Source organism: Kitasatospora sp. NPDC001683 (assembly GCF_053596495.1).
In genome coordinates this window covers 1-25,794 of sequence record NZ_JBSFGK010000033.1, presented here as the reverse complement: position 1 = coordinate 25,794, position 25,794 = coordinate 1, and the positions used below count along the sequence as shown (strand labels likewise).

Genomic DNA, 25,794 nt, shown 5'->3' with positions numbered 1-25,794 from the left:
ACGGGAGCGACGAACCTGCGCGGCCTACGCATGGGTACCTCCGGAACCATGGGAACAGCGGCGGCCGTGGACTCGGCCGCCGCGCTCCCGACGGGCGGCCGCGGCCCCCGGCACCGCCGACACGCCGTGCACCGCACCAGTCGTACGCATGCCCCCGGTTCACCGGCCGGGCGCGTCCCGCCACAGCTCGGCGCTGCAGCCCGCGACCAGCGCGCCGATCCGCGACCACGCCTCCTCGGCCGGCATCGGCTCCAGCCGGCGGCCGTCCCGCACCCGCAGCGCGACCCGGTCGTCCACGGCCTCCTTGGCGCCGATCACCGCCTGGTAGGGCACCAGCCGGGCCTCCCGGATCCGGGCGCCGAGGCTGCCGTGCTCGGGCCCGGCGACCTCGGCCCGCAGCCCGAGGTCCAGGCAGCGCTGCCGCAGCCGCTCGGCCTGCGGCAGCTCGGCGTCGGAGATCGGCAGCAGCACCACCTGGACGGGTGCGAGCCAGGCCGGGAACGCCCCGCCGTACAACTCGATCAGGTGGGCGACCACCCGCTCGACGCTGCCGATCACGCTGCGGTGCACCATCACCGGGCGGTGCTTGGCGCCGTCCGGGCCGATGTAGTGCAGGCTGAAGCGCTCGGGCTGGTGGAAGTCGATCTGCACGGTGGAGAGGGTGAACTCGCGCCCGGCGCCGTCGGCGATCTGCACGTCGATCTTGGGACCGTAGAACGCGGCCTCGCCCTCGGCCGCCTCGAAGGGCACTCCGGAGCGCTCCAGCACGTCGGTCAGCAGCGCGGTGGCGCGCCGCCAGAGCCCGGGATCGGCCACGTACTTGCCGCCCTCGCCGGGCAGCGAGAGCCGGTAGCGGACCGGCACGACGCCGAGCGCGCGGTGCGCCTCGCGGATCAACTCCAGTGCGGCGACGGCCTCGTCGGCGGCCTGCTCGGGGGTGCAGAAGACGTGGGCGTCGTTCAGCTGGATCGCCCGGACCCTGGTCAGCCCGCCCAGCACGCCGGATAGCTCGGAACGGTACATTCCGCCCAACTCGGCCATCCGCAAGGGCAGTTCCCGGTAGCTGTGGGGGCGGGAGCGGAAGATCACCGCGTGGTGCGGACACAGGCTCGGGCGCAGCACCATCTCCTCCGAGCCCAGCTCCATGGGTGGGAACATGTCGTCGCGGTAGTGGTCCCAGTGGCCGGAGATCTCGTACAGCTCGCGCTTGCCGAGCACCGGCGAGTAGACGTGGCGGTAGCCGGCCCGACGCTCGCGGCCGCGGATGAACTCCTCCAGGGTGTGCCGGATCGCGGCGCCGTCGGGCAGCCAGTAGGGCAGGCCGGAGCCCATCAGCGGGTCGGTGTCGAACAGGTCGAGTTCGCGGCCGAGCTTGCGGTGGTCGTGCGCGGGCCGATCGTTCACGGGCTGGTCGTTCACGGGCTGGTCGTTCATGGACTGGTCGTTCATGGACTGGTCGTTCATGAGGGTGGTCTCCACTCGGGATCCGCGGGCGAGTGGAGCCGGGAACGACGAAGCCCCGGGGCACTCGCCCCGGGGCTTCGGACTTGGTCAGCAGTCAGCGCGCCGGGACTCTCTCCGGCGTCGTCGTGACGAGTGCAGCGCGCTTCATGCGTTCCACGGTAGCAGGTCCTCGCCGCCCGTGTTGATCTTCATGGGCAAGGTCACAGCAGAACGACGCAGCCGCGCTCGGCGAGCGCGTCCCGCACCCGGTCCGGCACCTGGACGTCGTTCCACCGCAGGTCGAGCTTCTCCAGCGCGGGCAGCACGGCCGGGTCGGCCAGCCAGTCCGGCAGTCCGGAGATGTCGTTGCCGCGCAGGTCGATGCGGCGCAGCCGCGGGAGCCGGGCGAGGACGGCGGGGAACTCGGCGAGGGCGTTCTCCCGCAGTTCCAGCTCGCGCAGTTCGGACAGCAGCCCGAAGGAGGCCGGCAGGGCGGTCAACCGGTTGCCGCGCAGCCAGAGTTCGCGCAGCTCGCCGAGGGCGCCGATCGACTCCGGCAGCGCGGTGAGCCGGTTGTGCTGGGCGCGCAGTTCGACCAGCTCGGCCATCTTCCCGATGCTGGACGGGAGTTCGGAGATCCGGTTCTCGCCAACGTTGAGGTAGCGCAGCCGGGTGAGCCGCCCGATCGAGTCCGGCAGGGCGGTCAGCTGGTTGTCGTGCAGGTAGAGGAAGTCCCGGAGCCAGGTGAGCGCGGTCAGTTCGGCGGGCACCTCGGCGAACAGGTTGTGGCCCAGGTCGAGGGTGCGGAGCCTGAGCAACCGGCTGATGCCGGGCGGGAGTTCGGAGAGCGCGCCCTCGGCGAGGATGAGCACGGTCAGGTCGTCGCGATCCCACACCGTGGTGAGCACCTCGCCGGCCGCCGGACCGAGCGGCTGCCGCCACAGGTTGAGCGTCATGTCTGTCACGCCCGCCATTCTCCGTCACCGCCACCCCGTGGCCCCCACCCACGCGCGCCCCCGGCGTGCGCTCCCACCACCGTAGGCACTACGCCGAACGGGGGAGCCGACCGGCCCGCGATCCGAGATCCACCGGGAGGGACCCACCGGCCAACGCCCGCCCGGTCCGCCCTACATCCCCGGAGTCGGGCGGACCGGGTGCTTGCTCATGATCGACACCCGGTTGAAGGAGTTGATGGTGATCGCCACCCAGACCGCCGCCGAGATCTCCTCCTCGGTCAGCGCCTCGCGCGCGAGCGCGTAGGCGGCGTGCTGCGCGGCGGCGTCCGACGGGTTCGTGGTCGCCTCCGCCAACGCCAGCGCGGCCCGCTCCCGCGCGGTGAACAGCTCGGTGTCCCGCCAGGCCGGGAGCACGCCCAGCCGCTGGGTGGTCTCGCCCTCGCGCAGCGCGGCCCGGGTGTGCACGTTCAGGCAGTAGGCGCAGCCGTTGATCTGCGAGACCCGCAGATTGACCAGCTCCACCAGCCGCCGGTCCAGCCCGGCCTCCGCCGCGCCCGCCCGCGCCACCTCGGCGGCCGCGAGCAGCGCCTTGTAGGCCTTGGGGCTCTGCTTGTCGATGAACACCCGCCGATCCGCCGGGACCACCGTCACGTCACTCACCTGAACTCCTCGACTCCCACGGACACCATCGGCGCGCTGCCGGTCGGCGCGCTGCCGTGCCATAATAGTTGAATCTAGAACTACATGGAAGCGACATCCGCCATGGGAGGGCCCACAGCCATGAGCACCGCCGAGACCGAGCCGCACCTCACCGCCCAGCCGCAGGACCCGTACGTCGAGGTGCTGTCCGCCCGGGACGTCCCGCTCGGCGGACCGCGTGCGATGACCGTACGCCGCACCCTCCCGCACCGCTCCCGCCGGCTGATCGGCGCCTGGTGCTTCGTCGACCACTACGGCCCCGACGACGTCGCCCGGACCGGCGGCATGGATGTCGCCCCGCACCCCCACACCGGCCTGCAGACCGTCAGCTGGCTCTTCACCGGCGAGATCGAGCACCGGGACAGCCTCGGCGTCCACGCCTTCGTCCGCCCCGGCGAGCTCAACCTGATGACCTCCGGCCACGGCATCTGCCACTCGGAGGTCTCCACCCCCGCGACCACGGTGCTGCACGGCGTCCAGCTCTGGGTCGCCCTGCCCGACGAACACCGCGACACCGCACGGGACTTCCACCACCACGCACCCGAGCCGGTCGCCCTGGACGGCGGCGAGGCCCGGGTCTTCCTCGGCACCCTGGCCGGCCGCACCTCCCCCGTGCCGACCTTCACCCCACTCCTCGGCGCCGAACTCACCCTCCACCCGCACGCCACCGTCATCCTCACCGTCGACCCCGCCTTCGAACACGGCGTCCTGGTCGACCGCGGCGAGGTACGCCTCGCCGACACCGCCACCGTCCTCCACCACGGCGACCTCGGCTACCTCTCCCCCGGTCCCAGCACCCTGGCCGTCACCAACACCACCGACGCCCCCGCCCGCCTCATCCTCCTCGGCGGCACGCCCTTCGAGGAGCAGATCGTCATGTGGTGGAACTTCATCGGCCGGTCGAACGAAGACATTACACGAGCCCGCGAAGACTGGATGGCCTCCGAGAACCCCGACCGATTCGGCGGAGTCCAGGGCTATCCGGGCGACCGCTTGCCTGCCCCGGAGCTTCCCGCCATCCCCCTGAAACCGCGCGGACGCGCGCGCTGACCTGGGTGTTTGCCGATCGGGGGTGCGGCGGTCGGGTCCACCGCACCCCCGAGCCCGAGCCCCCTTACGCCCACCCCGAAGCGGCCCTGTCGGCACCCGCCTCCGCCCTCGACGCATGACACGGTTCGACCATCTGTGACAGCGCCTGCCAGGACCAATGCTGACCCAATGCTGACTTTACTGACGCTCCGTCAGGCCTTTCAGGACGGTCCACGTCACGCACTCGCGGAGCCTGGGGAAGTCGCCACCACGGCGCCCAGCCCGGATCGTCGATTCGGTGCCGACCGCACTGCCGCGACGTTGCCCCGTGCCAGGACTCGCAGTCCTTCCGGTTCGCAATGTTCGACGGCTCATACCCGCAGCGGCAGCACACCCGGAGGGTGCCGCTGTGAGGGCCTGCGGACACCCCGGCACGCCCCTCGCCAGTTGCCGAAGGACGGTCACCACCCCGGAGGGCATGCCGGAGGAGACAGCCACCATGCGCCTCGACATCTACGAAGAACCCACACCGCCGTCAGCCAGATCATCGACGCCACCGCCCGCAACATCGACGACTACGCCGCCGGCCGCACCAACGAAACCCTCTCATCCGCAGGTCCAGACCCCACGAGGGCCCGGACCTCGTAGCGTGGACTCGGACGACCGACCGGCCGGCCCTGGCGACAGGACCCCTGTCCCACAGACCGAAACACCAAAACGGCCCGGAAACCTACCACTCTCCGAGAACCACTTGACCCCCAGCGGTCGAAAGGGCGTCCGACCGGCGTTCACCAGTCCGAATCCCGCAGGTCAGGGCCTATCTCGTCCATCGGGCATGGCGCCTGATGACACATCATGACACCCAGTCCGTGAGAGGCGCGTGAGAGGCAGCGAGCGAGGGGGAGTTCGGGAGTGATTTGCCTCACGCCCCCATGATGTCGCGACCAGCGCCCTCGGGCGCCTCATTCCGTTCCCGACCCCGGCGTGGCCACCAGCCGAACCCAGCCAAACGATCCGCAGTATTCACACCCCGTGAATTAATGCTCATCAGTCGATAATTCCTTTCACCCGGAGTGTCACTCGGATTAGGAATCGCTTCTGATGGTGCCGAGCGCAGCAGCGATCCTTCGTCTCCGGGGCAGAGCGTCCGCCATGCGAACCGCCTTTGGGGATACTGCTTGGACGAGATTTGCCCTCTATCGGGGATGCGGAGCGGCCGTCGAGGAGAAGCGTTCGGCAATCATAAACCTGGCAGGGATACTCGAGGAGCAGCGCGACCTCATTCGTGGCGAGCTCGGAAAGCCTGACGACGGCGCTCTCTTCCAGATCGCCAACAGGTTCGAGATCCGTCACCGTGACGCCTCTCCGCAAGATGATTATGATCCGGTGTTCCTTGACTGGATCTTCTGGTGGTACCTGGCCACGGTGGAACTCGCCACGGTTCTCCAGCAGCAGTGGCCAGGAGTGTGACTGCCGGTGTGACTCCAGGGCGGACGAGGCACGTGCACCGCGTAAAGGGCCCGTGTCGGCCAACCCGTCGATCCTCGGCGTCCTGCCGATGTGGCCTCGGATGCCGGAGCCATAGAGCAGGATGGGCGCTACAGCTCATCTCTGGCGAGGGAGGCGCCTTCCCGACCGGGTCTTCGCGTTCGACGAGTTCGATCCGCTCGGCATCCGTCCCACGGTCGGGTCGTGCCGGGCCGAGCAGGTCCCGTCCGAGTGGCATCCCCCGACTTACTTCGGGTCACAGGATCGGGCCGGGCCGGTGGCTGGGTCTCGCGGCCCAGGCCGTGCCTGGGCGGCATGCGTGCGACATACCTTGTCAAGCGGACTTGACGGTGGGGAACTTGTCGCCGCCGAGGACCCATCGACCGTGGCGCATCACGGCGACCAGGTCGCAGCTGTCGGAGTCGAGTACGACCAGGTCGGCGAGCTTGCCGGTCTCCAGCGAGCCGATCGAGTCGGAGAGGCCGAGCAGCCGGGCCGGGGTAGCGCAGAGCGACTCGACGGCCTGCGGGAGTGTCAACCTGGCGGCGGTGACCGCTCTTCGGAGCACCTGGTCGAGGGTGAGGGTGGAGCCGGCGATGGAGCTGCCGTCTGGGAGCATGGCGACGCCGTCCTTGACCCGGACCTGGAGGGGGCCGAGGGGGTAGAGGCCGTCGCCCATGCCGGCGGCGCCCATGGCGTCGGTGATGAGGGCGACGCGGGTGGGGCCGGCGGTCCGGTAGGCGAGGTCGAGGACGGACGGGTGCAGGTGCACGCCGTCGTTGATGAGTTCGACGGTGACCCGCTCGTCTTCGAGAAGGGCGACGATCGGGCCGGGCGCGCGGTGGGCGATGCCGGGCATGGCGTTGAAGAGGTGAGTGGCGACGCTGGCGCCGGCCTCGACGGCTTCGAGGGTGGTCGCGTAGTCGGAGTCGGTGTGGCCGACGGCGGCGATGACGCCGAGGTCGGCGAGCATGCGCACCGAGTCGAGGCCGCCGGGGAGTTCGGGGGCGAGGGTGACCATCTTGGCGTGGCCGCGGGCCGCGTCGACGAGCTTGCGGACGAGGGCCGGGTCGGGGTCGCGGAGCAGGTCGGGGCGGTGGGCGCCGCAGCGGCCCGGGGAGATGAAGGGGCCCTCGAAGTGGATGCCGGCCAGGACGCCGTCCTCGACGAGTTCGGAGAGGACGGCGGCCTGGCGGGCGAGGTCGTCGATCTCGCCGGTGACGGTGGAGGCCATCGTGGTGGTGGTGCCGTGTTCGAGGTGGGTGCGGGCGGCGCGCAGGGCCTCCTCGGCGATGCCGGAGGCGTAGGAGGCGCCGCCGCCGCCATGAACGTGCAGGTCCACGAAGCCGGGCACCACGGTGTAGCCGGTCAGGTCCAGGTCGCCCGGCTCGCTCTCGCCGCTCGTGATGGCGGCGATCCGGTCGCCCTCGACGGCCAGGCGGCCACCCTCGATGACGCCGCCGGGCAGGATCAGACAGGCACTGGCCAGGGTCATGCGATCCGTGACGATCACGACCTCTTCCGTTCCCTGCCGCGAGCAGATGGCCGTCTGGACGTGCGATTGCGCCTGTATATCTTCATAGGTCCAGGAAAAGTAGTGTGTGCGCCGATTGTTGACAATGGAAAGGCCGTGCACCGGACCGGTCCAGGAGAGCTGCGCCACCTACGACGTGATGGAGGCGCGTACCGGACCACGCGTTCCTGCGCAGCAGCGGCGCGCGGACCGTCGCGTTCGCGCCCGGTCCGGCTCCAGGGACGGGCGCGCCACTCGGCAGCCGTCCTTGCATGAGCCGGGAGGTTTGACGCCGCATCAGCTACGCCTGTTCTTCCCGTCAGGAGGCGAGCGGCGGGCAACTCCGGGTCGGAGCCCGCAGCACGCCGAGGAGGCGGGTGACCTCGGCCGCCATCGCGGTGCGGCCGGCGCCGAGGTAGCGGCGGGTGTCCACCAGGCGGGGGTCGGCGGTGAGGGCCTCGCGGACGGTGGTGGTGAGCACCTGGTTGAGGTGGGTGGCGATGTTGACCTTGGTCATGCCGTGGTCGACGGCGGCGGTGAGGTGGCGGTCGGCGACGCCGGAGGAGCCGTGCAGTACGAGCGGCACGGTGACGGCGGCGCGCAGGGCGGCGATCAGGTCGAAGTCGAGCACGGCGTCCCGGCTCAGCATGGCGTGGGACGTGCCGACGGCGACGGCGAGTGCGTCGACGCCGGTGGCGGCGGTAAAGGCGGCGGCCTCCGCGGGGTCGGTTCGCGCGCCGGGGGCGTGGACGCCGTCCTTGCCTCCGACCTCGCCGAGCTCCGCCTCCACCCACACCCCGGCGTCGTGGCAGTAGCCGACGATCTCGGCTGTGGTCCGCACGTTCTCGGCGTACTCCAGGACGGAGGCGTCGAACATGACCGAGGTGAAGCCGATTTCGACGGCCTGGTGGACCAGCTCGACGGAGGTCGCGTGGTCCAGGTGGAGGGCGACGGGCACATCGGCCTTTCGGGCGACTGCCAGAACGGCGGCGCCGATCGGGCCGAGCGCGCCGTGGTAGCGGACGGCGTTCTCGCTCAGCTGGAGGATCACGGGGGATCCGGCAGCCTCGGCGCCGGCGACGATGGCCTGGGCGTGTTCGAGCTGGATGACGTTGAACGCGCCGACGCCGCAGCCTGCGGCAACGGCGGTGGCGACGATCTCGCCGGTTCCGGTCAGGGGCATGGAGATTCTCCTTGACGGGTGGTGAGGCGTTGGACGGTCACTTCGCCGAGCAGGCGGCGGTGGACCTCGGCGTCGAAGTCGCCGGCCAGCGGGGCCGCGACGGCGGCGGTGGACAGGGCCACCGCCTGGATGAGCCGGTCGGGCCACGGGTTGCCGGTGATCAGGCCAAGGGCGAGGGCCGCGACGGCCGCATCGCCGGCACCGGTCGGATTACCTGCGATTGCCTGCGGCGGGCGGGCGTGCCAACTGCCTTGCGGGGTCGTGGCGATCAGGCCGTCGGACCCGAGGGAGGCGACCACCGACTGCGCGCCGGCGGCCCGCAGCGCCTCGGCACCGGCACGGGGGTCGGTACTCCCGCTCGCGGCGGCGAGTTCATGGACGTTGGGCTTGATGATCGCGGGTGCCTCGGCGAGACCTTCACGCAGGGCCTCGCCGTCGGCGTCGAGGATGGCGGGCACGCGATGGGCGTGCGCGAGCCGGGTCAGGACGGCGTACGTGTCGGTGGGCATGCCGCCGGGCAGGCTGCCGGAGAGCACGACGGCCGAGGCGCGGGCGAGCAGCCGATCGTAAAGGTCGAGGAAGCCCGCCCACTCGGTTGCCGAGACCACCGGCCCGGGTTCCAGCAGGATGGTCGTGTCGCCCTCGGCTTCGTCGACGACGGCGACCGTGCGGCGGGTCTCGGCCGCGATCCGCACGAGCCGATCGGTCAACCCGGCTGCCGCGAGGTCACGGCGCACGGCCTCCCCGACGGGTCCGCCGGCAAGGCCGGTGACGACCGTCTCCTGACCGAGGGCGTGCAGGACGCGAGAGACGTTGACGCCCTTGCCGCCGGCCCGCGCGGCTGTCCCGCGGACCCGGTTGCTCGCATGTGGTCGCAACCGGTCCAACCGGTAGGTGACATCCAGTGCTGCATTGAGCGTGACGGTGAGGATCATCCGGCCCTCCTGGCGGCCCGTCGCCGTGGTGGCTGTCCGGCCGATGTGGCTCCGGCCGCCCGTTGCAGGTCCTGGGCGAGCAGGGCGGCTCCGAGGCAGCCGGCCTGGTGACCGAGTGAGGCAGGGACGATCCTCGGTCCACTCTGGAATGTGAGTCGCTTGGCGATAGCGGCCTTCAGGGCATCGAAGTAGGGCTTGCCGGCCCTCGCCAGGCCACCTCCGACGACGACGGCCTGGGGGTCGTAGAGGGTGATCCCGGCGGTCAGTCCGTCGGCAAGCGCGTCGACGGCGTCGCACCAGATCTCGGCTGCCGCTGCGTCCCCGGCCTGGGCGCGCTCGTGGACGTCCTTGGCGCTGACTCCGTCCTCGCCGGTGGCGTGGCGGTAACGGCGGGCGATGGCGGAGGCGGAGGCGAGGGTCTCCAGGCAGCCCCGGCTTCCGCAGGGACAGGGTTCGCCGTCGGGCCGCACCACCAGGTGGCCGAGTTCGCCGGCCGCCCCGTGCGCGCCGGCGAGTGCCTGTCCGTTGTGCATGACAGCGGCCGCGATACCGGTGCCGACCGGGACGAACAGGAACGAGTCGCAGCCTCGGCCCGCGCCGAGTCTGGCCTCGGCGAGAGCGCCGGCCCGGACGTCGTGTCCGAACGCGACCGGTACACCGAGCTCTTCGGCCAGCCACTGCCGTACCGGTATCCGGCGCCAGCCGAGGTTAACGGCGCAGACGGCCACGCCTGACGGTTCGTCGACGATTCCTGGGACGACGATGCCTGCCGCTGCGGGCCGGTACCGCTCGGCGAGGTCGGAGGCACAGGTGAGCAGCGTGTCGATGACCGCGTCCGGGCCGCGTTCGGCGCGGGTGGGGCGGCGCTCGGTGTGGATCAGGGAGCCGTCCGCCGCCATCACGCCGGCCTTGAGCTGGGTGCCGCCGAGGTCGAGAGCGAGGACGGGGGCATCACCGCGAGCCCGGCCGCGCTCGACAGCGTCCCCGGTGCCCTCGCCGCGCTCGACAGCGTCCCCGGTGCCCTCGCCGCGCTCGACAGCGTCCCCGGTGCCCTCGCTGCGCTCGGTCATGGCTGAGCCAGGATGATCGATCGGGTGAGATTGCGCGGCTGGTCGGGGTCGAGGCCCTCGCTCTCGGCGAGTTCGACGGCCAGCCGCTGGGCGCGGATCAGATCGGCCAGCGGATCCAGCGGGGAGACCGCGGCTACGGCACCGGTCGCGACGACCTGGTCCAGCAGGCCGGCCGGAGGCTCGCCGAAGAACCAGACGACGCTGCCGGGCCCGGTGACGCTGATCGGGCCGTGCCGGTACTCCATCGCCGGGTAGGACTCGGTCCAGGCGCTGGAGGCCTCGCGGAGCTTGAGCGCGGCCTCGTTGGCCAGGCCTACCGTCCAGCCGGTGCCGAGGAAGGTGAACTGGCGGGCCTCGACGGCACCGTGGGGCAGTCCGGCGAGCACGGCCTGCGCGGCCTGCTCCGGCAGGTCGGTCGGCACGAGGCCCAGGTGGGCGCGGAGCAGCACCAGGGCTGTGGTGGCGAAGCGGGTCTGCACCACTGACTTCTCGTCGGCGAACTCCAGGTCGACGACGGTGTCGGCGGCCGAGCTGACCGGGGTCGCGAGATCGCCCGTGATCGCGGTCGTGGGGATGCCCGCCGAGCGGGCCTCGCCGAGGGCGGTCAGCACCTCGGTCGTGTTGCCGGACCTGGTGATGGCCACCACTCGGTCGTAGCGGCGGTTCGCCGGGAACTCGGAGGCGGCGAAGGGATCGGTCTCCCCGAGGCCGGCGGCCTCCCGCAGGGCCGCGTACGCCTGGGCGATGTACAGCGAGGTGCCGCAGCCGAGAACGGCCACGCGCTCTCCGGGCTCGGGGAGGCCAGGCGGAGTGAGCTCCATGGCCTGGCGCCAGCACTCCGGCTGGCTGGCGATCTCGTGGGCTACATGGCTCATGGCGTCTCTCCCGAATCAGATCATGTGATCGAACTTGATCTGGTTATACTCCTATCAATCAGAAATGAGCAATACTGATCAGGTGGTGATCCCGTGTCGCAGTGCGAGAGGAGTGGCGACGGTACGGCGGCTCGGCAGGCGCGCCTTCGCGAGGGTCGGCGCGTCCGGCGGTATCTCGATCCCGGCCAGGGTGCGCCGGACGAGTTGGGTGTCCCCTTGGCCTTCCTCCGCATCGACGTGCACCGCGCCTGACCACAGACCGGGCCGGATTGGTCAACCGGCACTCGCGGAGTCGTCGAGCACGACCTGTCCGGCTGCCGACCGTGCTGAGGGCCCCGACGTGGGACGGTGCGGTGCTGACCCGCCGAGCGGGTGCGCAGGTCAGTCCGGGACCGGCGCGAGCTTCGACCGAGCGGCTCCGCAGGAGTCACGGACGGTGATCGTCGGCCGGAGCAGGACCTGCCGACGAGGGTCCTCCGGGTGTTCCAGCCGGTTCAGCAGCACCGCGGCCGCGGTGCGGCCCAACAGGTGTTTGGGCGGCGCCACGGCAGTGAGCGGGATCTCGGCGATGTCGGCGATCTCGTCGTCGTAGGCGATCAGGGCCAGGTCATCCGGAACACGCAGCCTGGCCCGACGGGCGGCGGCCTCCAGGAGGGCCGCCTGCCGGTCCCCGAAGCAGACCGCAGCAGTGGCACCTGCCTGGTGCAGCCCGGCCAGGCAACGGTCGGCCGCGGCAGGGCTCCACTCCTCCAGTGCGGCCCCGAACTCGGTGCCCGGAAGGCCGAGTTCGCGGACGGCCTGGTGGAAACCCCGTCTCACCGGCTCGGTGGTCGGGCTGTCGAGCCGCAGCACCAGGCCGATGGTCCGGTGGCCGAGCCGGGCCAGGTGGCGGACGGCGTCGTAGCCACCGGCCTCGTGGTGGGTGCAGACGCTCTCGGTGGCGTCCCCGAGGCTCGTTCCCCTCCGTTCCACCAGGACCGCCGGTACCGGAAGTCCGGCCAGCCGGGTCAGATAGGCCTCGGGAGTCTCCGGCCCGGCCAGGGTGGGCGCGAGGAGCAGACCCTCGGCGCCCGCGTCGAGCATGTCGGCGACGGCTCTGATCTCCCGGGCCTGGTCATAGCTCGAACAGGCGATCACAAGCCGCGCACCCGCCGCCGCGAGCTCCTCCTCAATGCCCTCCAGGACACGGGGGTAGTAGAAGGCGGTGTCGGGAACGATGACGCCGATCAGGGTGGAGCGGGCCCTGCCCGCCTTCGGAGCGAGGACATAGGTGCCCGAGCCCTGGCGGCGTACCACCAGCTCCTCGGCGACCAGCTCGGCGACGGCGCGGCGGACGGTGCTCACGGAGGCCCCGTGCGCCCTGGCGAGCTCCTGCTCGGTCGGCAGCCGACTGCCCGGCGGCCAGAGGCCCTCGCCGATCTCCCGGCGCAGGCGGCCCGCGAGCATGCGGAACTTCAGTTCTCTGGCCTCCGGGGCCGTGGCCTCCACCGGTCGGCGAGCCGATCCGGTCATGCGCACTCCCCTGTCCATTACGTGTCGGACGCCTACGCGACTGCGGGTGCCGCTCCTGCCGGGATCTTCCGGGAGTTCGCGAGGCGGTGCCTCGCCGTCGGACGGCACTCGCCCTGGCCAGGCCTTCCGGCTACGGGGCCAGTCGCCTACTGTGTGCTCGATCAGCACCTGAGCAAGTGATACTTAAGTGGTCAGGACGGCGCACCATCTTGCCTCGGTGTGCCAGGCGAGGGGAAGGGAAGCCATGACCATCACTGCGGAGGAGCGGCGGGCTCGGATCCTGGAGGCCGTCCGCGAGCTGGGCACGGTGCGGGTGATGGATCTGGCGGCCCGGATCGGCACCGCCCCGGTCACCGTGCGCCGGGATGTGGCGGCTCTCGCCGAGGCCGGCCTCCTGCGCCGCTCGCACGGCGCCGTCTCGCTCCCCCACGACACCTCGTCCCCCGGCCAGGAGGGCCGCGATCGGGTGATCGGCATGCTGGTGCCCACGATCGGCTCGTACTTCGACGAGATCATCGACGGGGCCCGCTCCGCAGCTTCCGGGGCCGGAGCCAGGCTGGTCCTCGGCATCGCCTCGTACGAGTCGGCGGACGACCGCGCCCAGGCGGAACAGCTGCTGGACGCCGGGCTCGACGGCCTGCTGCTGAGCCCCAACTGGAGCCCGGGTACCGGTCCCGCCGACACGGCCTGGGTGCACGACCTGCCGGTGCCCGCCGTCCTCGTCGAGCGCCTCGCGCCTGCGAACAGCGCCGCCGCCGAGCTGGACTCGGTCGGCTCGGACCACCGGCACGGCGTTCTGCTGGCCCTGCGGCACCTGCACTCGCTCGGGCACGAGTCCGTGGCGCTGGCCGCCCGGCTCGACTCCTGGACGGCCGGCCAGGTGAGAGCGGGCTACGAGGAGGGCGTCCGGCTGCTCGGGCTCAAGCCGCAGCCGGTGATCGACATCAACCGCCCCGGAATCGAAACGGACATCCTCGCCACGCGGATCGCCGAGGCCGTCACCCGGGGCGTGCGGGCGTTCCTGGTCCACAACGACCAGGAGGCCATCCAGCTGGCGCCGCTGCTGCGCGCCCGCGGGCTGCGCGCGCCCGACGACCTGGCACTGATCTCGTACGACGACGTCTTCGCGGCGCTCGCCGCGCCGCCGCTGACCGCCGTCGCCCCGCCCAAGCGCGCGGTGGGCGCAGCGGCGGTCGAGCTGATGCTGCGCCGCATCGACAGTCCTGAACTGCCGGTCCACCACGTCCAGTTGCTGCCGGAGCTCAAAGTCCGGACGTCCTGCGGAGGCGCCGCCAACGGCCAGGCCGGCTGAGCACGCCTCCGCGCCCGGCGGTCCGTCAGCCGGACAGCCGGGACAGGAGGGCCGCCCCGGGCCCGAGCAGACCGTCGAGCGGCGCGGCCGACGGGAACCACGGCGCCTCGTACTCCCAGGACACCCAGCAGTCGGAGGGCAGCAGGCCCACGCACTCGGCGAGGGACAGCACGCCCGCGCCGAGCGGCAGCGGGGCGAGGTCGTCCGGGCCGGCGATGTCCTTGACCTGGACGTACCCGAGATGCGGCGCGAGGGCGGCGTAGGACTCCGCAGGCGACTCGCCCGCGAGGTACGTGTGCATCACGTCCCACAGCGCACCGACGGACGGGTGGCCCACCAGGTCCAGCACCCGGGCCACGTCCCGCCCGCCGCGGTGCGAGTCGTGGGTCTCCAGCAGGATCCGTACGCCCAGGGACCGCGCCGTGTCGGCCACGGCCGTGAGCCGGGCCGCCGCGCGCTCGTCGGCCTCGGCCGCCGGCCCGTCGCCGCCGCGTGTGAACACCCTGACGTTCCGGGCGCCGAGATCGGCGGCCAGGCGCAACTGCTCCAACAGCTCACCGATCGGCTCGGCATCGTCGCCGGGGGCCGCTACGCCGGTGTAGCCCGCGAGGGTCAGCGGCGTGGTGCCGGTGACGGCGAACGCCCAAGCGGCCGCCCTCCGTTCGGTGACGGTCAGCTCCGGGTGCACCGGCTCGCCGGGCGCGCAGCGCAGTTCCAGGCCGGCCCAGCCGTGCGTGGTCGCCAGTCGGAGGACGCCGGCGAGCGGGCGGCCCGGCACGCCGAGAGTGGAGAAGGCGAGACGCATGCCGCTCAGGCCTCCGGGTGGACGGTGGTGACGGTGACCTCGCCGGGCGCGAGGACGGCCTCGTGCTCGGCGCCATCCGGCCAGTGCACATGGATCCGGTTGCCGTCCACGTGCACGCGGAGCTCCCGGGAGGGCCCGGGCGCGGATCGGTCCAGCCTGGCCGCGCTGACGAACAGGGCGGTGTCGGCGCCGATGCTGCCGGTGAGCACCGGTACTGCGGCCGCCGGTCCGAACGCGGTGCCGCCGGGCAGCCGGGAGCAGCCTGCGGAGGCGAAGCCGTGGATGTTCTCCACGACGGAGGTCACCCGCACGCCCTCGGGGTCGGTGGCGGTCACCCGGGCACGCAGGCCGTCCGACTGCTTCTCCGTCGCGGCGCCGGCCGCCGCCCAGCCGCTGTGCCGGACCTCGGTGCCCGGTTCGGCGCCGCTGACGAGGTGCGCGTGGATCTCGTCGGCGCCGGCCGCGAGGACCAGGGAGGTGATGGTGACGCCGGGCAGTTCGCGGCCGCCGATGCGCGGGTGGTGCGTGGAGGCGGCCCAGCCGTCCCCGGCGCCGAGCGGTCGGATCCGGCCGCGCTCGCTGAGCTCGCCGTCGACCACCAGGCCGACGTGGTTGTCCGGGATGCAGTCGAAGGCCGGCCCGGTCGCGGTGGAGTGCGCGAGGCGGGCGTAGAGCGGGTTGTCGGGGAGCACTTGGTCGGCGGGCTGGTCGTCGCTGCCGTGGTTGTGCAGGCGGACCAGGCCGTCCGTCGCGGTGGACTGGATCAGCCACCCCGGCTGTGGGAGTGCGACGACCGCGTCCGCCGTCTCGGCCGGGCCCGGATCCTCGACTGCCGTCCACACCGGGTGGTCGGCGGGCAGCAGCAGGCCGAGGAAGCCCTTGCTCGCCCAGTACGGCGAGGCGGGGCCGGAGTACTCCTGGATCATGGGCGGGTACGGGCCGAACCAGCCGAGCGAGAGCAGGCCGTTGGTGTCGAGCGCCCCTCCGTCGACGAAGTGCCGCAGTGCTCCGGAGGCGAGGCGGCGGGTGGCGCCTGGCGACAGTGGGGTGTGCCCGGTGAGGGCGCCTGCCCAGAGCGGCGCCGCGGCCGCGAAGCGGTAGGCAAGGGAGCGGCCCTGGTGCATCGGGGCGCCGTCGGCGCCGAACGTGCGGGAGTAGCCGTCCAGGTATGCGGCGAGCCGGGGGCCGTAGGTGGCGAGCAGTCCCTGGTCGCCGCTCAGATGGGCGTGCAGGACGGGGTAGAGGTGGAAGGCCCAGCCGTTGTAGTGGTCGAAGGCGCGGGGGCGGCCGTCGGTGTACCAGCCGCCGCCGAGGTACCACTGCTCGATCCGCTCCAGCCCGCGGTCGACGGCGCTCTGGGCGGAGCCGTCGTGATCGAGCCCGGCCTCCACCAGGAACGCGCCCACCATCGCGGGGAAGAGCCACCAGTTGTTGTCGACCGGTGAGTGCTCCAGGCCTGGAGCGAGCCAGGCCCGGACCTGTTCGCGGGTCGCCTCGTCGAGGGTGTCCCAGAGCCATGGACGGGTGAGGCGCAGGCCGAGGGCGATGGAGGCGGCCTCGACCAGGGCCTGGCGCCGTTCGGCGATCAGCGGCCAGGAGATCAGGTCCCCGTCGGCGAGGTCGCCCTCGGTGGTCGGGGTCCGGGTGCCGGCGACGAGTCCCTCGGCGTACCTCCGCAGCACGCCGTCCGGGTCCTCGCCGCCCGCGCCGGCCACCCGGATGGCCGCGAGCAGGAAAGTCCTGGCGTAGCCCTCCAGAGCGTCGGAACGCCGCCCCGAGATGCTCGGCCGTTCGCCGGGGAGATCGAGGAGGGCGTGCTCCGGGCCCGCGAACCGCCCGGCGGCGGCCAGCAGACCGTCCGCGACGGCCTCCCAGTGAGCCCTGGTCCATCCTGTGTGCGGACTGAGTGTCCGGTCTTCGGGCGGAAGCGCGATCGAGGGCATGTGTTGTGCTCCTTGTCGGGGCGGGCTGGTCGAATCTAGAAACACCCAGATCATTGGTCAAGGCAGATCGACCGAATGATCAACCTCATCCCGCCAGTGATCCACCGAAGTTGAGGTGGCCAGCCAATTAGTGATCCAGGGAGCGGTCACAATCAGATCACATCGGATCATTTGATCCAATACTCTTGACTCTGATCGAAGCTGGTCGCAGGATAGCGACACCTCGCCGACCGTTGACCGTTCAATGCTCGGCACTCCCGGCACACTGCCCCCTCCTCAGGAGCCGAGCCATGTCGACCACCCCCACCACCGCCCGCTCGCGCAGAGCGCGCCTCGCCGCCGCCACCCTTGGCGCGCTCTCCCTCTCGCTCGTCGCGGCCTGCGGCAGCAGCGGTTCCAGCGACAGCACCGCGAGCTCCGGCCCGGTCACGATCACCTTCTGGGGATGGGCCAAGGGCACCCAGGACGTGGTCAACGCGTTCAACGCCTCGCACAAGGACGTCCAGGTCAACTTCCAGCAGATCCCGTCCGGCATCTCCGGCGGCTACGCGAAGATCTCGGACGCGGTCAAGGCCGGCAACGCCCCGGACCTGTTCAACGTCGAGTACGCGGCCCTGCCCGACTTCGTCAGCCAGGGCGCTGTCCAGGACATCACCAAGCTCGTCCCGGACAGCCTCAAGTCGAAGTACCTGCCGCAGTCCGTCGAGCTGACCACCCTCGCCGGGAAGAGCTGGGGTCTCCCGCTGGACGCCGCTCCGCAGGCGCTGTTCTACCGCAAGGACCTCTTCGACAAGGCCGGCATCAGCACCCCACCGAAGACCTGGGACGAGTACCGCGCCGACGCCGAGAAGCTGAAGCAGACCGACCCGAACACCCGCATCGGCACCTTCTTCCCCGACGACCCGGGCACCCTCGAAGCGCTGTCCTGGCAGAACGGCGCGCACTGGTTCGGTGCCGTCAACGGCGCCTGGAGCGTCAACGTGGGCTCCCCCGAGACCAAGCGCGTCGCCGACTACTGGCAGCAGCTGATCTCCGACGACCTGGTGCGCGTCCAGCCCTCGTTCAGCCAGCAGTGGACCGCCTCGCTGCAGAAGGGCGAGACCGCCGCGTACCTCGGCGCTGCCTGGGGCGGCGGCGTACTCCAGTCCACCCTGGCCAGCACCCCCGAGGCCACCGGGAAGTGGGCCGTCGCCCCGATCCCGTCCTGGGACGGCCAGCCCGCCGGCGGCATGCTCGGCGGCACCACCTTCGCCGTCTCCAAGGACAGCAAGAAGGCCAAGGCGGCCGTGGAGTTCGCGACCTGGGCCACCACCACGCCCGAGGGTATCCAGGCCCGGATCGCCTCCGGCACCTCCTCGCTGTTCCCCGCCGACCCGGAGCTGATCGCCACCGCCAAGGCGGCGTTCAAGACCGACTTCTACGGCGGCCAGGACATCTACTCTGTCTTCGTCGACGCCTCCAAGACCATCAAGCCCAACTGGCAATGGGGCCCGGCCATGAGCGTCACCAACAACACCATGAAGGACGCCTTCGCCAAGCTCGCGAGCGGCGGCACGGTCAGCGCGGCCGTCGACGCCTCCCAGCAGGCCACCGTCGCCGAGCTCAAGAACCGCGGACTCAAGGTCGCCCAGTGACGAATCGACCGGTGGCCACGCCGCGTGGCCGCACCACCGCCCCCTCCCGCGCCGTCACCGTCAGGCGGCGCGGGAGGATCGGGGCCCCCGCTCTCCTGCTCACCCCGTTCTTCCTCCTCTTCACCGCCGTGATGCTGTTCCCGATCGGTTACGCGGTCTACCTGAGCCTGTTCACCGAGCACCGCTCCGGCCTGGGCTTCGGCGACGCCGAGACGGTCTTCACCGGTCTCGGCAACTACGCCCGCGCGCTCGGCGACTCGGCCTACCGAGCCGGCTTCCTGACCATCGTCGAGTACTGCCTGCTCTACATCCCGGTCATGCTCGGCCTGTCGCTCCTGGTGGCCCTGCTGCTGGACTCCGTCCTCGCGCGGGCCAAGCGATTCTTCCAGCTGGCCCTGTTCCTGCCGCACGCCGTGCCGGGCATCATCGCCGCGCTGATCTGGACCTACCTCTACACCCCCGGCATCAGCCCGGTGATCGACGCGCTGAACTCGGCCGGCAGCCATCCGGACCTGCTCGGCCACCCGCTGCCCGCCGTGGTCAACATGGCGGTGTGGGAGTGGACCGGCTACAACATGGTGATCTTCTACGCCGCGCTGCAGGCCATCCCCCGCGAGGTCCTGGAAGCCGCCGTGGTCGACGGTGCGAGCCCGCTGCGCACCGCGCTCAGCATCAAGATCCCGCTGATCCGTGCCTCGATCACGATGGTCGGCATGTTCACCGTCATCGGCTCGCTCCAGCTGTTCACCGAGCCGATGATCCTTTACCGCACCGCGCCCGCAGTGGTCAGCTCCTGGACGCCCAACATGTTCGCGTACACCGCGGCCTTCGATCGCAACGACTACGGCCTGGCCGCGGCCTCGTCCGTGCTGCTCGCACTGGTGGCCGCCGCGCTGTCCTTCATCGTCACCCGGGCCACCCGTGGCCGATCCGATCGCCGGGCGGAGGCCACCGCATGACCACGCTCTCTCCCCCCGAGCAGGCCGCCGCGCACACGCCCCAGCCGACTCCCGTGCCCGGCAGGAGTGCGCGGCGGCCGTGGAGCCTGTCCAAGGCGGCCGTCAACGGCGCCCTGCTGCTGTTCACGCTCTACACCCTGCTGCCGCTCGGCTGGCTGGTCACCGCCGCCGCCAAGAACACCCCGGACCTGCTGGGCGGCAACGCGCTCACCGCGTCCAACTTCCAGCTCGGGCAGAACCTGCACGACCTGGCCACCGCCGACGGCGGGATCTACTTCCGCTGGTACCTCAACTCCCTGCTCTACGCCGGGCTCGGAGCCCTGCTCTGCGCCTTCGTCTGCGTCTGCGCCGGCTACGCCTTCGAGGTCTACGCCTTCCGCGGCAAGGAGAAGCTGTTCGGACTGGTCCTGCTCGGCGTGCTGGTGCCCACCACGGCGCTCGCGCTGCCGATGTACCTGCTCGCCTCCAAGGCCGGTGTGGTCAACACCTTCTGGGCCGTCTTCATCCCCAGCCTGGTCAACCCCTTCGGCGTCTACCTCTCCCGGGTGTTCTGCGCCGGGTACGTTCCCGGGGAGGTCCTGGAGGCCGCCCGGATGGACGGCGCGGGCGAACTGCGCACCTTCTGGTCGATCGGCCTGAAGATGGTGATGCCCGGCTTCGTCACCGTGTTCCTCTTCCAGTTCACCGCCATCTGGAACAACTTCTTCCTGCCGCTGGTGATGCTCTCCGACAACCGGCTCTTCCCGGTCAGCCTCGGCCTCTACTCCTGGAACACCCAGACCCACGCCGAGCCCACCTTCTACCCCCTGGTCGTGACCGGCTCGCTGCTCGCGGTGATCCCGCTCGTGGTCGCCTTCGTCGCCCTGCAGCGCCACTGGAAGGCCGGCCTCACCGCAGGTGCCGTCAAGTGACCGTCCCTCCAGGCCACTTCGAAGACACCCAGGAGAATCGAGTGTCCACCACGAAGACCGCGTCCACCGACGACACGGAGCCGGCCCCGCCCGGACGGACCCGACCCCGCGCCCTGCTGGCCATGCACCCAGGGCTCGCCCGCCACCTGATCGCCCCCCGCACACTGGAACGGCTCACCAGCCTCGCCGACCTCGACCCCACGCTCGTCCTCGACGACTTCAGCACCCCCGAAGCCCTGGCCGCCCTCGCCGAGACCGAGGTCATCGTCAGCAGCTGGGGCTGCCCGCCGATCGACAAGATCGTGCTCACCGCCGCACCCCGGCTGCGCGCCGTCCTCCACGCCGCCGGCTCGGTCAAGCACCACATCACCGACGCCTGCTGGGCACGCGGCATCCAGGTCACCTCGGCGGCGTGGGCCAACGCCCTGCCGGTCGCCGAGTACACCGTCGCCGCCATCCTGTTCGCCAACAAGCAGGTCCTGCGGCTCAGTGCCGACTACCGCCGGCTCCGCGCTCCGCACGACTGGCAGGCCGCCAATCCGGACATCGGCAACTACCGCCGGACGGTCGGCATCGTGGGCGCATCCCAGATCGGACGGCGCGTCATGGCGCTGCTCCAGCCGTACGACCTCGAACTGCTGCTCCACGACCCCTACGTGGAACAGGACGAGGCGGCCGCACTCGGTGCCCGTTCCGTGGCACTGAACGAGCTCTGCGCCCTCAGCGACGTGGTGAGCGTCCACGCCCCCGAACTCCCAGCCACCCGGCACCTGATCAGCCGCCGGATGCTGGCGCTGATGCCCGACGGCGCGACACTCGTCAACACCTCCCGCGGGTCGCTGATCGACCAGGACGCGATGATCGAGGAGCTGGTGACCGGCCGCCTGAGTGCCGTACTCGACGTCACCAGTCCCTTCGTGCTGCCCGCCGACTCACCGCTCTATGACCTGCCCAACGTCCTGCTCACCCCGCACATCGCCGGCTCGCTCGGCAACGAACTGCACCGGATGGCCGCCGCCGCGGCGGACGAACTCGCCTGCTACACAGCGGGTCTGCCCTTCACGCACCCCGTCCTGCCGGAATCGGTCCACCGCACGGCCTGACGGATCGTCGTGCCGCCCGACCCCCCGCCGGGGACGCTGCAAGCCCCCGGCGGGATTCCGCTTCCGATCCGCGAAGCGCTCACCGCAGCGTCGGTCCCACCTTCCGAGACTTCGCACCACACGAGGAGAACCGCCCCATGTCCCGTAGAGTGATCGGCGTCGTCATGAACGGCGTCACCGGCCGGATGGGCTACCGCCAGCACCTGGTCCGCTCCATCCTGGCCATCCGCGAGCAGGGCGGCCTCGCCCTCGGGAACGGCGAAGCGCTGTGGCCCGAGCCAATCCTGGTCGGCCGCAGCGAGCCCAAGCTCAAGGAGCTCGCCGAGCGCCACGGCCTCGCCCACTGGACCACCTCGCTCGACGAGGCGCTGGCCCACCCGCTCGCCGAGATCTACTTCGACGCCCAGGTCACCGAGGCCCGGGAGCAGGCGATCCGCAAGGCCATCGCCGCCGGCAAGCACATTTACACCGAGAAGCCGACCGCCGAATCCGTCGAGGCCGCCCTGGAGCTGGCCCGGCTGGCGCGCGAGGCCGGGGTGTGCAACGGCGCGGTGCAGGACAAGCTGTTCCTGCCCGGCCTGCTGAAGCTCAAGCGGCTGGTGGACGGCGGCGTCTTCGGCCGGATCCTGTCCGTGCGCGGCGAGTTCGGCTACTGGGTCTTCGAGGGCGACTGGCAGTCCGCCCAGCGCCCGTCCTGGAACTACCGGGCCGAGGATGGCGGCGGCATGGTCCTCGACATGTTCCCGCACTGGCAGTACGTGCTGGAAGGCATCATCGCCCCGATCCGCTCGGTCTACGCCCACACCGCCACCCACATCCCGGAGCGCGTCGACGAGCAGGGCCGCACCTACAAGACCACCGCCGACGACGCCGCCTACGCCGTCTTCGAGCTGGAGGGCGGCATCACCGCCCAGATCAACTCCTCCTGGGCGGTACGCGTCGACCGCGACGAGCTGGTCGAGTTCCAGGTGGACGGCACCGAGGGCAGCGCCGTGGCAGGCCTGCGCAACTGCCGCTTCCAGCACCGCGCGGCCACCCCGAAGCCGGTGTGGAACCCGGACCTCCCCGCCACCGAGTCCTTCCGCTCGCAGTGGCAGCAGGTGCCGGACAACGAGGAGTTCGACAACGGCTTCAAGGTGCAGTGGGAGCTCTTCCTCAAGCACGTGACGACCGACTCCGAGTACCACTGGGACCTGCTGGAAGGCGCCAAGGGCGTCCAGCTCGCCGAGCTGGGCCTGCGCTCCGCCGCCGAGGGCCGCCGCCTCGACGTGCCCGAGCTGGAGATCTGATGCCCGAGCTGAACCTCCCCGGCATCGGCGCCTTCCGACTGAGCACCCCCGACCCGCTGGACTTGCCCGGCACCGCCCCGGCCTACCGCACCGCCTTCGCCGCCGCCCACGTCGTCGCCGACCCGCTCGGCCACAACGCCCCCGGCGAGCCCGCCTCCGTCGACTGGGACGCCACCCTCGCCTTCCGCCACCACCTGTGGTCGCTCGGGCTCGGCATCGCCGACGCCATGGACACCGCCCAGCGCGGCATGGGCCTCGACTGGGCCGCCACCAAGGAGCTCATCACCCGCTCCGGCGCCGAGGCCCGCGCCGTCGGCGGCAAGCTCGCCTGCGGCGTCGGCACTGACCAACTCCAAACCCCCGCAGCCTCGTTGCCGGAGATCACGGCTGCGTACGAGGAGCAGCTCACCGTGGTGGAGGAGGCCGGTGCCCAGCCCGTCCTGATGGCCAGCCGGGCGCTCACCGCCTCGGCCGAGGGCCCCGAGGACTACCTGCGCGTCTACGGCCGCCTGCTCACCCAGTCCCAGCAACCCGTCATCCTGCACTGGCTAGGCGACATGTTCGACCCCGCCCTGGCCGGCTACTGGGGCTCTACCGACCTGGACCAGGCCACCGACACCGTGCTCGCCCTGATCAAGGAGCACACCGACAAGGTCGACGGGATCAAGATCTCGCTGCTGGACGCGGACCGGGAAGTCGCCCTGCGCCGCGCCCTGCCCGACGGCGTCAAGCTCTACACCGGCGACGACTTCAACTACCCACAGCTCATCCGGGGCGACGAACTCGGCCACAGCCATGCCCTGCTGGGCATCTTCGACCCGATCGCCGCCAAGGCCGCCACCGCCCTGCACGCGCTGGACGCGGGCGACCTCGACCGCTACGACGCGCTGCTGGCCCCGACCCTGCCGCTGGCCCGGCACCTGTTCGCCACACCGACGTACCACTACAAGACCGGCATCGTGTTCCTGGCGTGGCTGGCCGGCCACCAGGACCACTTCACGATGGTGGCCGGCGCGCAGAGCGGTCGCTCCGTCCCGCACCTGGTGGAGCTGTTCCGGCTCGCCGACGCGGCCGGTGTCCTGCCCGACCCTGACCTCGCCGTCCACCGGATGCGCCGGTTCCTCGCCGTGGCAGGGGTGCAGGCCTGATGAAGCTGTCGCTGAATCAGATCACCACCAAGCACTGGAGCCTGCCCGAGGCCGTCCAGGGCTGCGTGGACGCCGGGATCCCGGCGATCGGCCTGTGGCGGGACAAGGTCGCCGAGACCGGCGTCGCAACGGCCGCCAAGCTGGTCCGCGACGCGGGCCTCGCCGTGAGCACCCTGTGCCGCGGCGGCTTCCTCACCGCCCAGGGGCCCGAGGGCCGCCGGGCCGCCCTGGCGGAGAACCTCCGCGCGATGGAGGAAGCCGCCGAACTCGGCACCGACACCCTGGTCATGGTGGTCGGCGGCCTGCCCGAGGGCGGCCGCGACCTGGCCGGCGCGCGGGCCCGGGTGGCCGAACTCCTCGGCGAACTCGCGCCCCACGCAGGCGACTTCGGGGTCCGTCTGGCGATCGAGCCACTGCACCCGATGTTCTGCGCCGACCGTGCGGTGGTCTCCACCCTCGGCCAGGCGCTCGATCTCGCCGAGCAGTTCCCGGTCGAGCAGGTCGGCGTGGTCGTCGACAGCTACCACCTCTGGTGGGACCCGCAGTTGGCGGAGCAGATCGCCCGCGCCGGAAACCGGATCGCCTCCTACCAGGTCTGCGACTGGACCCTTCCGCTGCCCGCCAACGCGCTGCTCGGCCGGGGCCACGTCGGCGACGGCCACATCGACTTCGCCGCGATGACCGCCATGGTCACCGACGCCGGCTACACCGGCTGGATCGAGGTCGAGATCTTCAACGAGCGGGTCTGGGACACCCCTGGCGAGCAGACCCTGCGGACGATGATCGAGCGCCACCGCGCCCACGTGGAGACCGCGTGAAGGTCGTCTTCGCGCCCGACTCCTTCAAGGGAACCATCACCGCCGCCGACGCGGCTCAGGCGCTGGCCGACGGCTGGCGCTTCGTCAGACCGGACGATCACCTGGTGATCCGCCCCATGGCCGACGGCGGCGAAGGCACTCTCGCCGCCGTCGCGGCCGCCCACACCGGAACCGCCCTGACCCGGGTGGTCGGCTGCACCGGCCCCGACGGCCGCCCGGCGGAGGGCGAGTACGCGCTCCTTCCGGACGGCACCGCCGTGGTCGAACTCGCCACCGTCAGCGGCCTGCCGCTCATGGCACGGTCCGCCCCGCTCACCGCCACCACCCGGGGCACCGGCGAGCTCATCGCCGCCGCCCTCGACGCAGGCGCGCGGCGGCTCATGGTCGCCCTCGGCGGCTCCGCCTCCACCGACGGCGGAACCGGCCTGCTGGCGGCCCTCGGCCTGCACCTGCTCGACGCCGACGGCCTGCCCCTCCCCGATGGCGGTGGTGCACTGCGACGCGCTCACCGGATCGACCGCGGCCGGTTCCGGTCCGCGCCGGCCGGCGGCGTGCGACTGCTCTCCGACGTCGCCAACCCGCTGCTGGGCCCCGACGGCGCCGCCGCCGTCTACGGCCCCCAGAAAGGTGCCTCCCCCGCCGACATCGAGCGGCTCGAACAGGGCCTCACCCGCCTCACCGAGATGCTCGGCGGAGACCCGCAGCAGCCCGGAGCGGGCGCGGCCGGCGGCACGGCCTACGGCCTGGTGGCCGCCTGGGACGCCACCGTCACACCCGGCGCAGCCGCCGTCGCCGACCTGCTCGGCCTGGACGAGGCGCTGGCCGGGGCCGACCTGGTCGTCACCGGCGAGGGCAGGTTCGACACCACCAGCCTGTTCGGCAAAGTCGTCGGCGAGGTCCTGTCGCGCGCCGAGCGGGCCGGGGTCGCCGCCCGGATCGTCGCCGGGGAGTCGCCCGACGAGAGCGTACTGACGCTCACCCGGCTCGCCGGTGGTTCCTCCTCGGCTCGCGCACACGCGGCCCACTGGCTCCACCGGGCCGGCGCCGCACTCGCCACCGAAGCCGGCGTACGGAACTGAACACGGCGAGCCGCCACCCGCGTGCCCGAGGTCATCGACGCCTGGTACGACTCGGGTTCCATGCCCTTCGCCCAGTACGGCTACCCGTAC

The 25,794-nt window shown here is 71.6% G+C and carries 22 protein-coding genes and 3 pseudogenes; 13 read left to right on the top strand and 12 right to left on the bottom strand.

Annotated elements, in window-relative coordinates:
* Positions 1 to 159 precede the first annotated feature (159 nt).
* The 3 genes from thrS to ACWCYO_RS19455 all read right to left on the bottom strand — a co-directional run bounded on the left by thrS (position 160) and on the right by ACWCYO_RS19455 (position 3,059).
* Positions 160 to 1,434, bottom strand: coding sequence for a threonine--tRNA ligase (thrS, locus tag ACWCYO_RS19465; protein WP_449784918.1), 1,275 nt, complete (start codon positions 1,432 to 1,434; stop codon positions 160 to 162).
* A gap of 230 nt (positions 1,435 to 1,664) precedes the next feature.
* The gene (locus ACWCYO_RS19460) at positions 1,665 to 2,399 is read right to left on the bottom strand and encodes a leucine-rich repeat domain-containing protein (protein WP_270150763.1); all 735 of its coding nucleotides are present in this window, start codon (positions 2,397 to 2,399) and stop codon (positions 1,665 to 1,667) included.
* A 171-nt stretch (positions 2,400 to 2,570) separates the two neighbouring features.
* Positions 2,571 to 3,059, bottom strand: a complete 489-nt coding sequence (locus tag ACWCYO_RS19455; RefSeq protein WP_449784882.1) for a carboxymuconolactone decarboxylase family protein — start codon at positions 3,057 to 3,059, stop codon at positions 2,571 to 2,573.
* Between the two features lie 120 nt (positions 3,060 to 3,179).
* Here ACWCYO_RS19455 and ACWCYO_RS19450 point away from each other — a divergent pair, with 120 nt between their 5' ends.
* The 3 genes and pseudogenes from ACWCYO_RS19450 to ACWCYO_RS19440 all read left to right on the top strand — a co-directional run.
* Positions 3,180 to 4,148 (top strand): pirin family protein, encoded by a 969-nt coding sequence (locus tag ACWCYO_RS19450; RefSeq protein WP_449784881.1) that lies wholly within the window; start codon positions 3,180 to 3,182, stop codon positions 4,146 to 4,148.
* A 1,170-nt stretch (positions 4,149 to 5,318) separates the two neighbouring features.
* A pseudogene (locus tag ACWCYO_RS19445) lies at positions 5,319 to 5,597 on the top strand (hypothetical protein); the annotation flags it as partial.
* 154 nt (positions 5,598 to 5,751) lie between these two features.
* Positions 5,752 to 5,865 (top strand): annotated as a pseudogene (locus ACWCYO_RS19440) (IS630 family transposase); the annotation flags it as partial.
* Between the two features lie 84 nt (positions 5,866 to 5,949).
* Here the strand turns inward: ACWCYO_RS19440 and nagA are convergent.
* From nagA to ACWCYO_RS19405, 7 genes are all read right to left on the bottom strand, one after another.
* The gene (gene nagA / locus ACWCYO_RS19435; protein ID WP_449784880.1) at positions 5,950 to 7,110 is read right to left on the bottom strand and encodes an N-acetylglucosamine-6-phosphate deacetylase; all 1,161 of its coding nucleotides are present in this window, start codon (positions 7,108 to 7,110) and stop codon (positions 5,950 to 5,952) included.
* A 337-nt stretch (positions 7,111 to 7,447) separates the two neighbouring features.
* The gene (locus ACWCYO_RS19430) at positions 7,448 to 8,311 is read right to left on the bottom strand and encodes a class II fructose-bisphosphate aldolase (RefSeq protein WP_449784879.1); all 864 of its coding nucleotides are present in this window, start codon (positions 8,309 to 8,311) and stop codon (positions 7,448 to 7,450) included.
* The gene (locus ACWCYO_RS19425; RefSeq protein ID WP_449784878.1) at positions 8,302 to 9,246 is read right to left on the bottom strand and encodes a 1-phosphofructokinase family hexose kinase; all 945 of its coding nucleotides are present in this window, start codon (positions 9,244 to 9,246) and stop codon (positions 8,302 to 8,304) included. Before ACWCYO_RS19425 ends, ACWCYO_RS19430 begins: the two co-directional genes overlap by 10 nt.
* Positions 9,243 to 10,316, bottom strand: a complete 1,074-nt coding sequence (locus ACWCYO_RS19420; RefSeq protein ID WP_449784877.1) for an ROK family protein — start codon at positions 10,314 to 10,316, stop codon at positions 9,243 to 9,245. The genes ACWCYO_RS19425 and ACWCYO_RS19420 overlap by 4 nt, the downstream gene beginning before the upstream one ends.
* Positions 10,313 to 11,191 (bottom strand): SIS domain-containing protein, encoded by an 879-nt coding sequence (locus tag ACWCYO_RS19415; RefSeq protein ID WP_449784876.1) that lies wholly within the window; start codon positions 11,189 to 11,191, stop codon positions 10,313 to 10,315. Before ACWCYO_RS19415 ends, ACWCYO_RS19420 begins: the two co-directional genes overlap by 4 nt.
* 78 nt (positions 11,192 to 11,269) lie before the next feature.
* Entirely contained in the window at positions 11,270 to 11,434 is a 165-nt protein-coding gene (locus ACWCYO_RS19410) for a hypothetical protein (protein ID WP_449784875.1), read from the bottom strand.
* A gap of 138 nt (positions 11,435 to 11,572) precedes the next feature.
* The gene (locus ACWCYO_RS19405) at positions 11,573 to 12,703 is read right to left on the bottom strand and encodes a LacI family DNA-binding transcriptional regulator (RefSeq protein WP_449784874.1); all 1,131 of its coding nucleotides are present in this window, start codon (positions 12,701 to 12,703) and stop codon (positions 11,573 to 11,575) included.
* A 244-nt stretch (positions 12,704 to 12,947) separates the two neighbouring features.
* Here ACWCYO_RS19405 and ACWCYO_RS19400 point away from each other — a divergent pair, with 244 nt between their 5' ends.
* Positions 12,948 to 14,015 carry a substrate-binding domain-containing protein gene (locus ACWCYO_RS19400; RefSeq protein ID WP_449784873.1) on the top strand — a complete coding sequence of 356 codons (1,068 nt, stop codon included), beginning with the start codon at positions 12,948 to 12,950 and terminating at the stop codon, positions 14,013 to 14,015.
* Between the two features lie 25 nt (positions 14,016 to 14,040).
* Here ACWCYO_RS19400 and ACWCYO_RS19395 read toward each other — a convergent pair whose 3' ends face one another.
* Positions 14,041 to 14,820 (bottom strand): sugar phosphate isomerase/epimerase family protein, encoded by a 780-nt coding sequence (locus ACWCYO_RS19395; protein ID WP_449784872.1) that lies wholly within the window; start codon positions 14,818 to 14,820, stop codon positions 14,041 to 14,043.
* A 5-nt stretch (positions 14,821 to 14,825) separates the two neighbouring features.
* Positions 14,826 to 16,763: a DUF2264 domain-containing protein gene (locus ACWCYO_RS19390; RefSeq protein WP_449784871.1), complete on the bottom strand. Its 1,938-nt coding sequence runs from the start codon at positions 16,761 to 16,763 to the stop codon at positions 14,826 to 14,828.
* Between the two features lie 290 nt (positions 16,764 to 17,053).
* On the opposite strand from ACWCYO_RS19390, the gene ACWCYO_RS19385 reads away from it, so the two are divergent.
* From ACWCYO_RS19385 to ACWCYO_RS19345, 9 genes and pseudogenes are all read left to right on the top strand, one after another.
* Entirely contained in the window at positions 17,054 to 18,397 is a 1,344-nt protein-coding gene (locus ACWCYO_RS19385) for an ABC transporter substrate-binding protein (RefSeq protein WP_449784870.1), read from the top strand.
* Positions 18,398 to 18,408: 11 nt separating this feature from the next.
* Positions 18,409 to 19,356: a carbohydrate ABC transporter permease gene (locus ACWCYO_RS19380; RefSeq protein WP_449784869.1), complete on the top strand. Its 948-nt coding sequence runs from the start codon at positions 18,409 to 18,411 to the stop codon at positions 19,354 to 19,356.
* A complete protein-coding gene (locus tag ACWCYO_RS19375; RefSeq protein WP_449784868.1) occupies positions 19,353 to 20,267 on the top strand; it encodes a carbohydrate ABC transporter permease in 915 nt (304 codons plus the stop codon). Before ACWCYO_RS19380 ends, ACWCYO_RS19375 begins: the two co-directional genes overlap by 4 nt.
* Positions 20,268 to 20,389: 122 nt before the next feature.
* On the top strand, positions 20,390 to 21,370 hold the full coding sequence (locus ACWCYO_RS19370; RefSeq protein WP_449784917.1) for a hydroxyacid dehydrogenase: 981 nt from the start codon (positions 20,390 to 20,392) through the stop codon (positions 21,368 to 21,370).
* A gap of 137 nt (positions 21,371 to 21,507) precedes the next feature.
* A complete protein-coding gene (locus ACWCYO_RS19365) occupies positions 21,508 to 22,659 on the top strand; it encodes a Gfo/Idh/MocA family protein (protein WP_449784867.1) in 1,152 nt (383 codons plus the stop codon).
* A complete protein-coding gene (locus tag ACWCYO_RS19360) occupies positions 22,659 to 23,807 on the top strand; it encodes a dihydrodipicolinate synthase family protein (RefSeq protein WP_449784866.1) in 1,149 nt (382 codons plus the stop codon). Before ACWCYO_RS19365 ends, ACWCYO_RS19360 begins: the two co-directional genes overlap by 1 nt.
* Positions 23,807 to 24,625: a sugar phosphate isomerase/epimerase family protein gene (locus tag ACWCYO_RS19355; protein ID WP_449784865.1), complete on the top strand. Its 819-nt coding sequence runs from the start codon at positions 23,807 to 23,809 to the stop codon at positions 24,623 to 24,625. The genes ACWCYO_RS19360 and ACWCYO_RS19355 overlap by 1 nt, the downstream gene beginning before the upstream one ends.
* Positions 24,622 to 25,704, top strand: a complete 1,083-nt coding sequence (locus ACWCYO_RS19350) for a glycerate kinase (RefSeq protein ID WP_449784864.1) — start codon at positions 24,622 to 24,624, stop codon at positions 25,702 to 25,704. The genes ACWCYO_RS19355 and ACWCYO_RS19350 overlap by 4 nt, the downstream gene beginning before the upstream one ends.
* 6 nt (positions 25,705 to 25,710) lie before the next feature.
* Positions 25,711 to 25,794 (top strand): annotated as a pseudogene (locus tag ACWCYO_RS19345) (class I tRNA ligase family protein); the annotation flags it as partial.

What these genes read in the sequence shown, in the direction of transcription:
- thrS (WP_449784918.1), bottom strand. Translation starts at nt 1,434, where the DNA reads ATGAACGACCAGCCCGTGAACGACCAGCCCGTGAACGATCGGCCCGCG.
- ACWCYO_RS19460 (WP_270150763.1), bottom strand. Translation starts at nt 2,399, where the DNA reads ATGACGCTCAACCTGTGGCGGCAGCCGCTCGGTCCGGCGGCCGGCGAG.
- ACWCYO_RS19450 (WP_449784881.1), top strand. Translation starts at nt 3,180, where the DNA reads ATGAGCACCGCCGAGACCGAGCCGCACCTCACCGCCCAGCCGCAGGAC.
- nagA (WP_449784880.1), bottom strand. Translation starts at nt 7,110, where the DNA reads ATGACCCTGGCCAGTGCCTGTCTGATCCTGCCCGGCGGCGTCATCGAG.
- ACWCYO_RS19430 (WP_449784879.1), bottom strand. Translation starts at nt 8,311, where the DNA reads ATGCCCCTGACCGGAACCGGCGAGATCGTCGCCACCGCCGTTGCCGCA.
- ACWCYO_RS19425 (WP_449784878.1), bottom strand. Translation starts at nt 9,246, where the DNA reads ATGATCCTCACCGTCACGCTCAATGCAGCACTGGATGTCACCTACCGG.
- ACWCYO_RS19420 (WP_449784877.1), bottom strand. Translation starts at nt 10,316, where the DNA reads ATGACCGAGCGCAGCGAGGGCACCGGGGACGCTGTCGAGCGCGGCGAG.
- ACWCYO_RS19415 (WP_449784876.1), bottom strand. Translation starts at nt 11,191, where the DNA reads ATGAGCCATGTAGCCCACGAGATCGCCAGCCAGCCGGAGTGCTGGCGC.
- ACWCYO_RS19405 (WP_449784874.1), bottom strand. Translation starts at nt 12,703, where the DNA reads ATGACCGGATCGGCTCGCCGACCGGTGGAGGCCACGGCCCCGGAGGCC.
- ACWCYO_RS19400 (WP_449784873.1), top strand. Translation starts at nt 12,948, where the DNA reads ATGACCATCACTGCGGAGGAGCGGCGGGCTCGGATCCTGGAGGCCGTC.
- ACWCYO_RS19395 (WP_449784872.1), bottom strand. Translation starts at nt 14,820, where the DNA reads ATGCGTCTCGCCTTCTCCACTCTCGGCGTGCCGGGCCGCCCGCTCGCC.
- ACWCYO_RS19390 (WP_449784871.1), bottom strand. Translation starts at nt 16,763, where the DNA reads ATGCCCTCGATCGCGCTTCCGCCCGAAGACCGGACACTCAGTCCGCAC.
- ACWCYO_RS19385 (WP_449784870.1), top strand. Translation starts at nt 17,054, where the DNA reads ATGTCGACCACCCCCACCACCGCCCGCTCGCGCAGAGCGCGCCTCGCC.
- ACWCYO_RS19375 (WP_449784868.1), top strand. Translation starts at nt 19,353, where the DNA reads ATGACCACGCTCTCTCCCCCCGAGCAGGCCGCCGCGCACACGCCCCAG.
- ACWCYO_RS19370 (WP_449784917.1), top strand. Translation starts at nt 20,390, where the DNA reads ATGCACCCAGGGCTCGCCCGCCACCTGATCGCCCCCCGCACACTGGAA.
- ACWCYO_RS19365 (WP_449784867.1), top strand. Translation starts at nt 21,508, where the DNA reads ATGTCCCGTAGAGTGATCGGCGTCGTCATGAACGGCGTCACCGGCCGG.
- ACWCYO_RS19360 (WP_449784866.1), top strand. Translation starts at nt 22,659, where the DNA reads ATGCCCGAGCTGAACCTCCCCGGCATCGGCGCCTTCCGACTGAGCACC.
- ACWCYO_RS19355 (WP_449784865.1), top strand. Translation starts at nt 23,807, where the DNA reads ATGAAGCTGTCGCTGAATCAGATCACCACCAAGCACTGGAGCCTGCCC.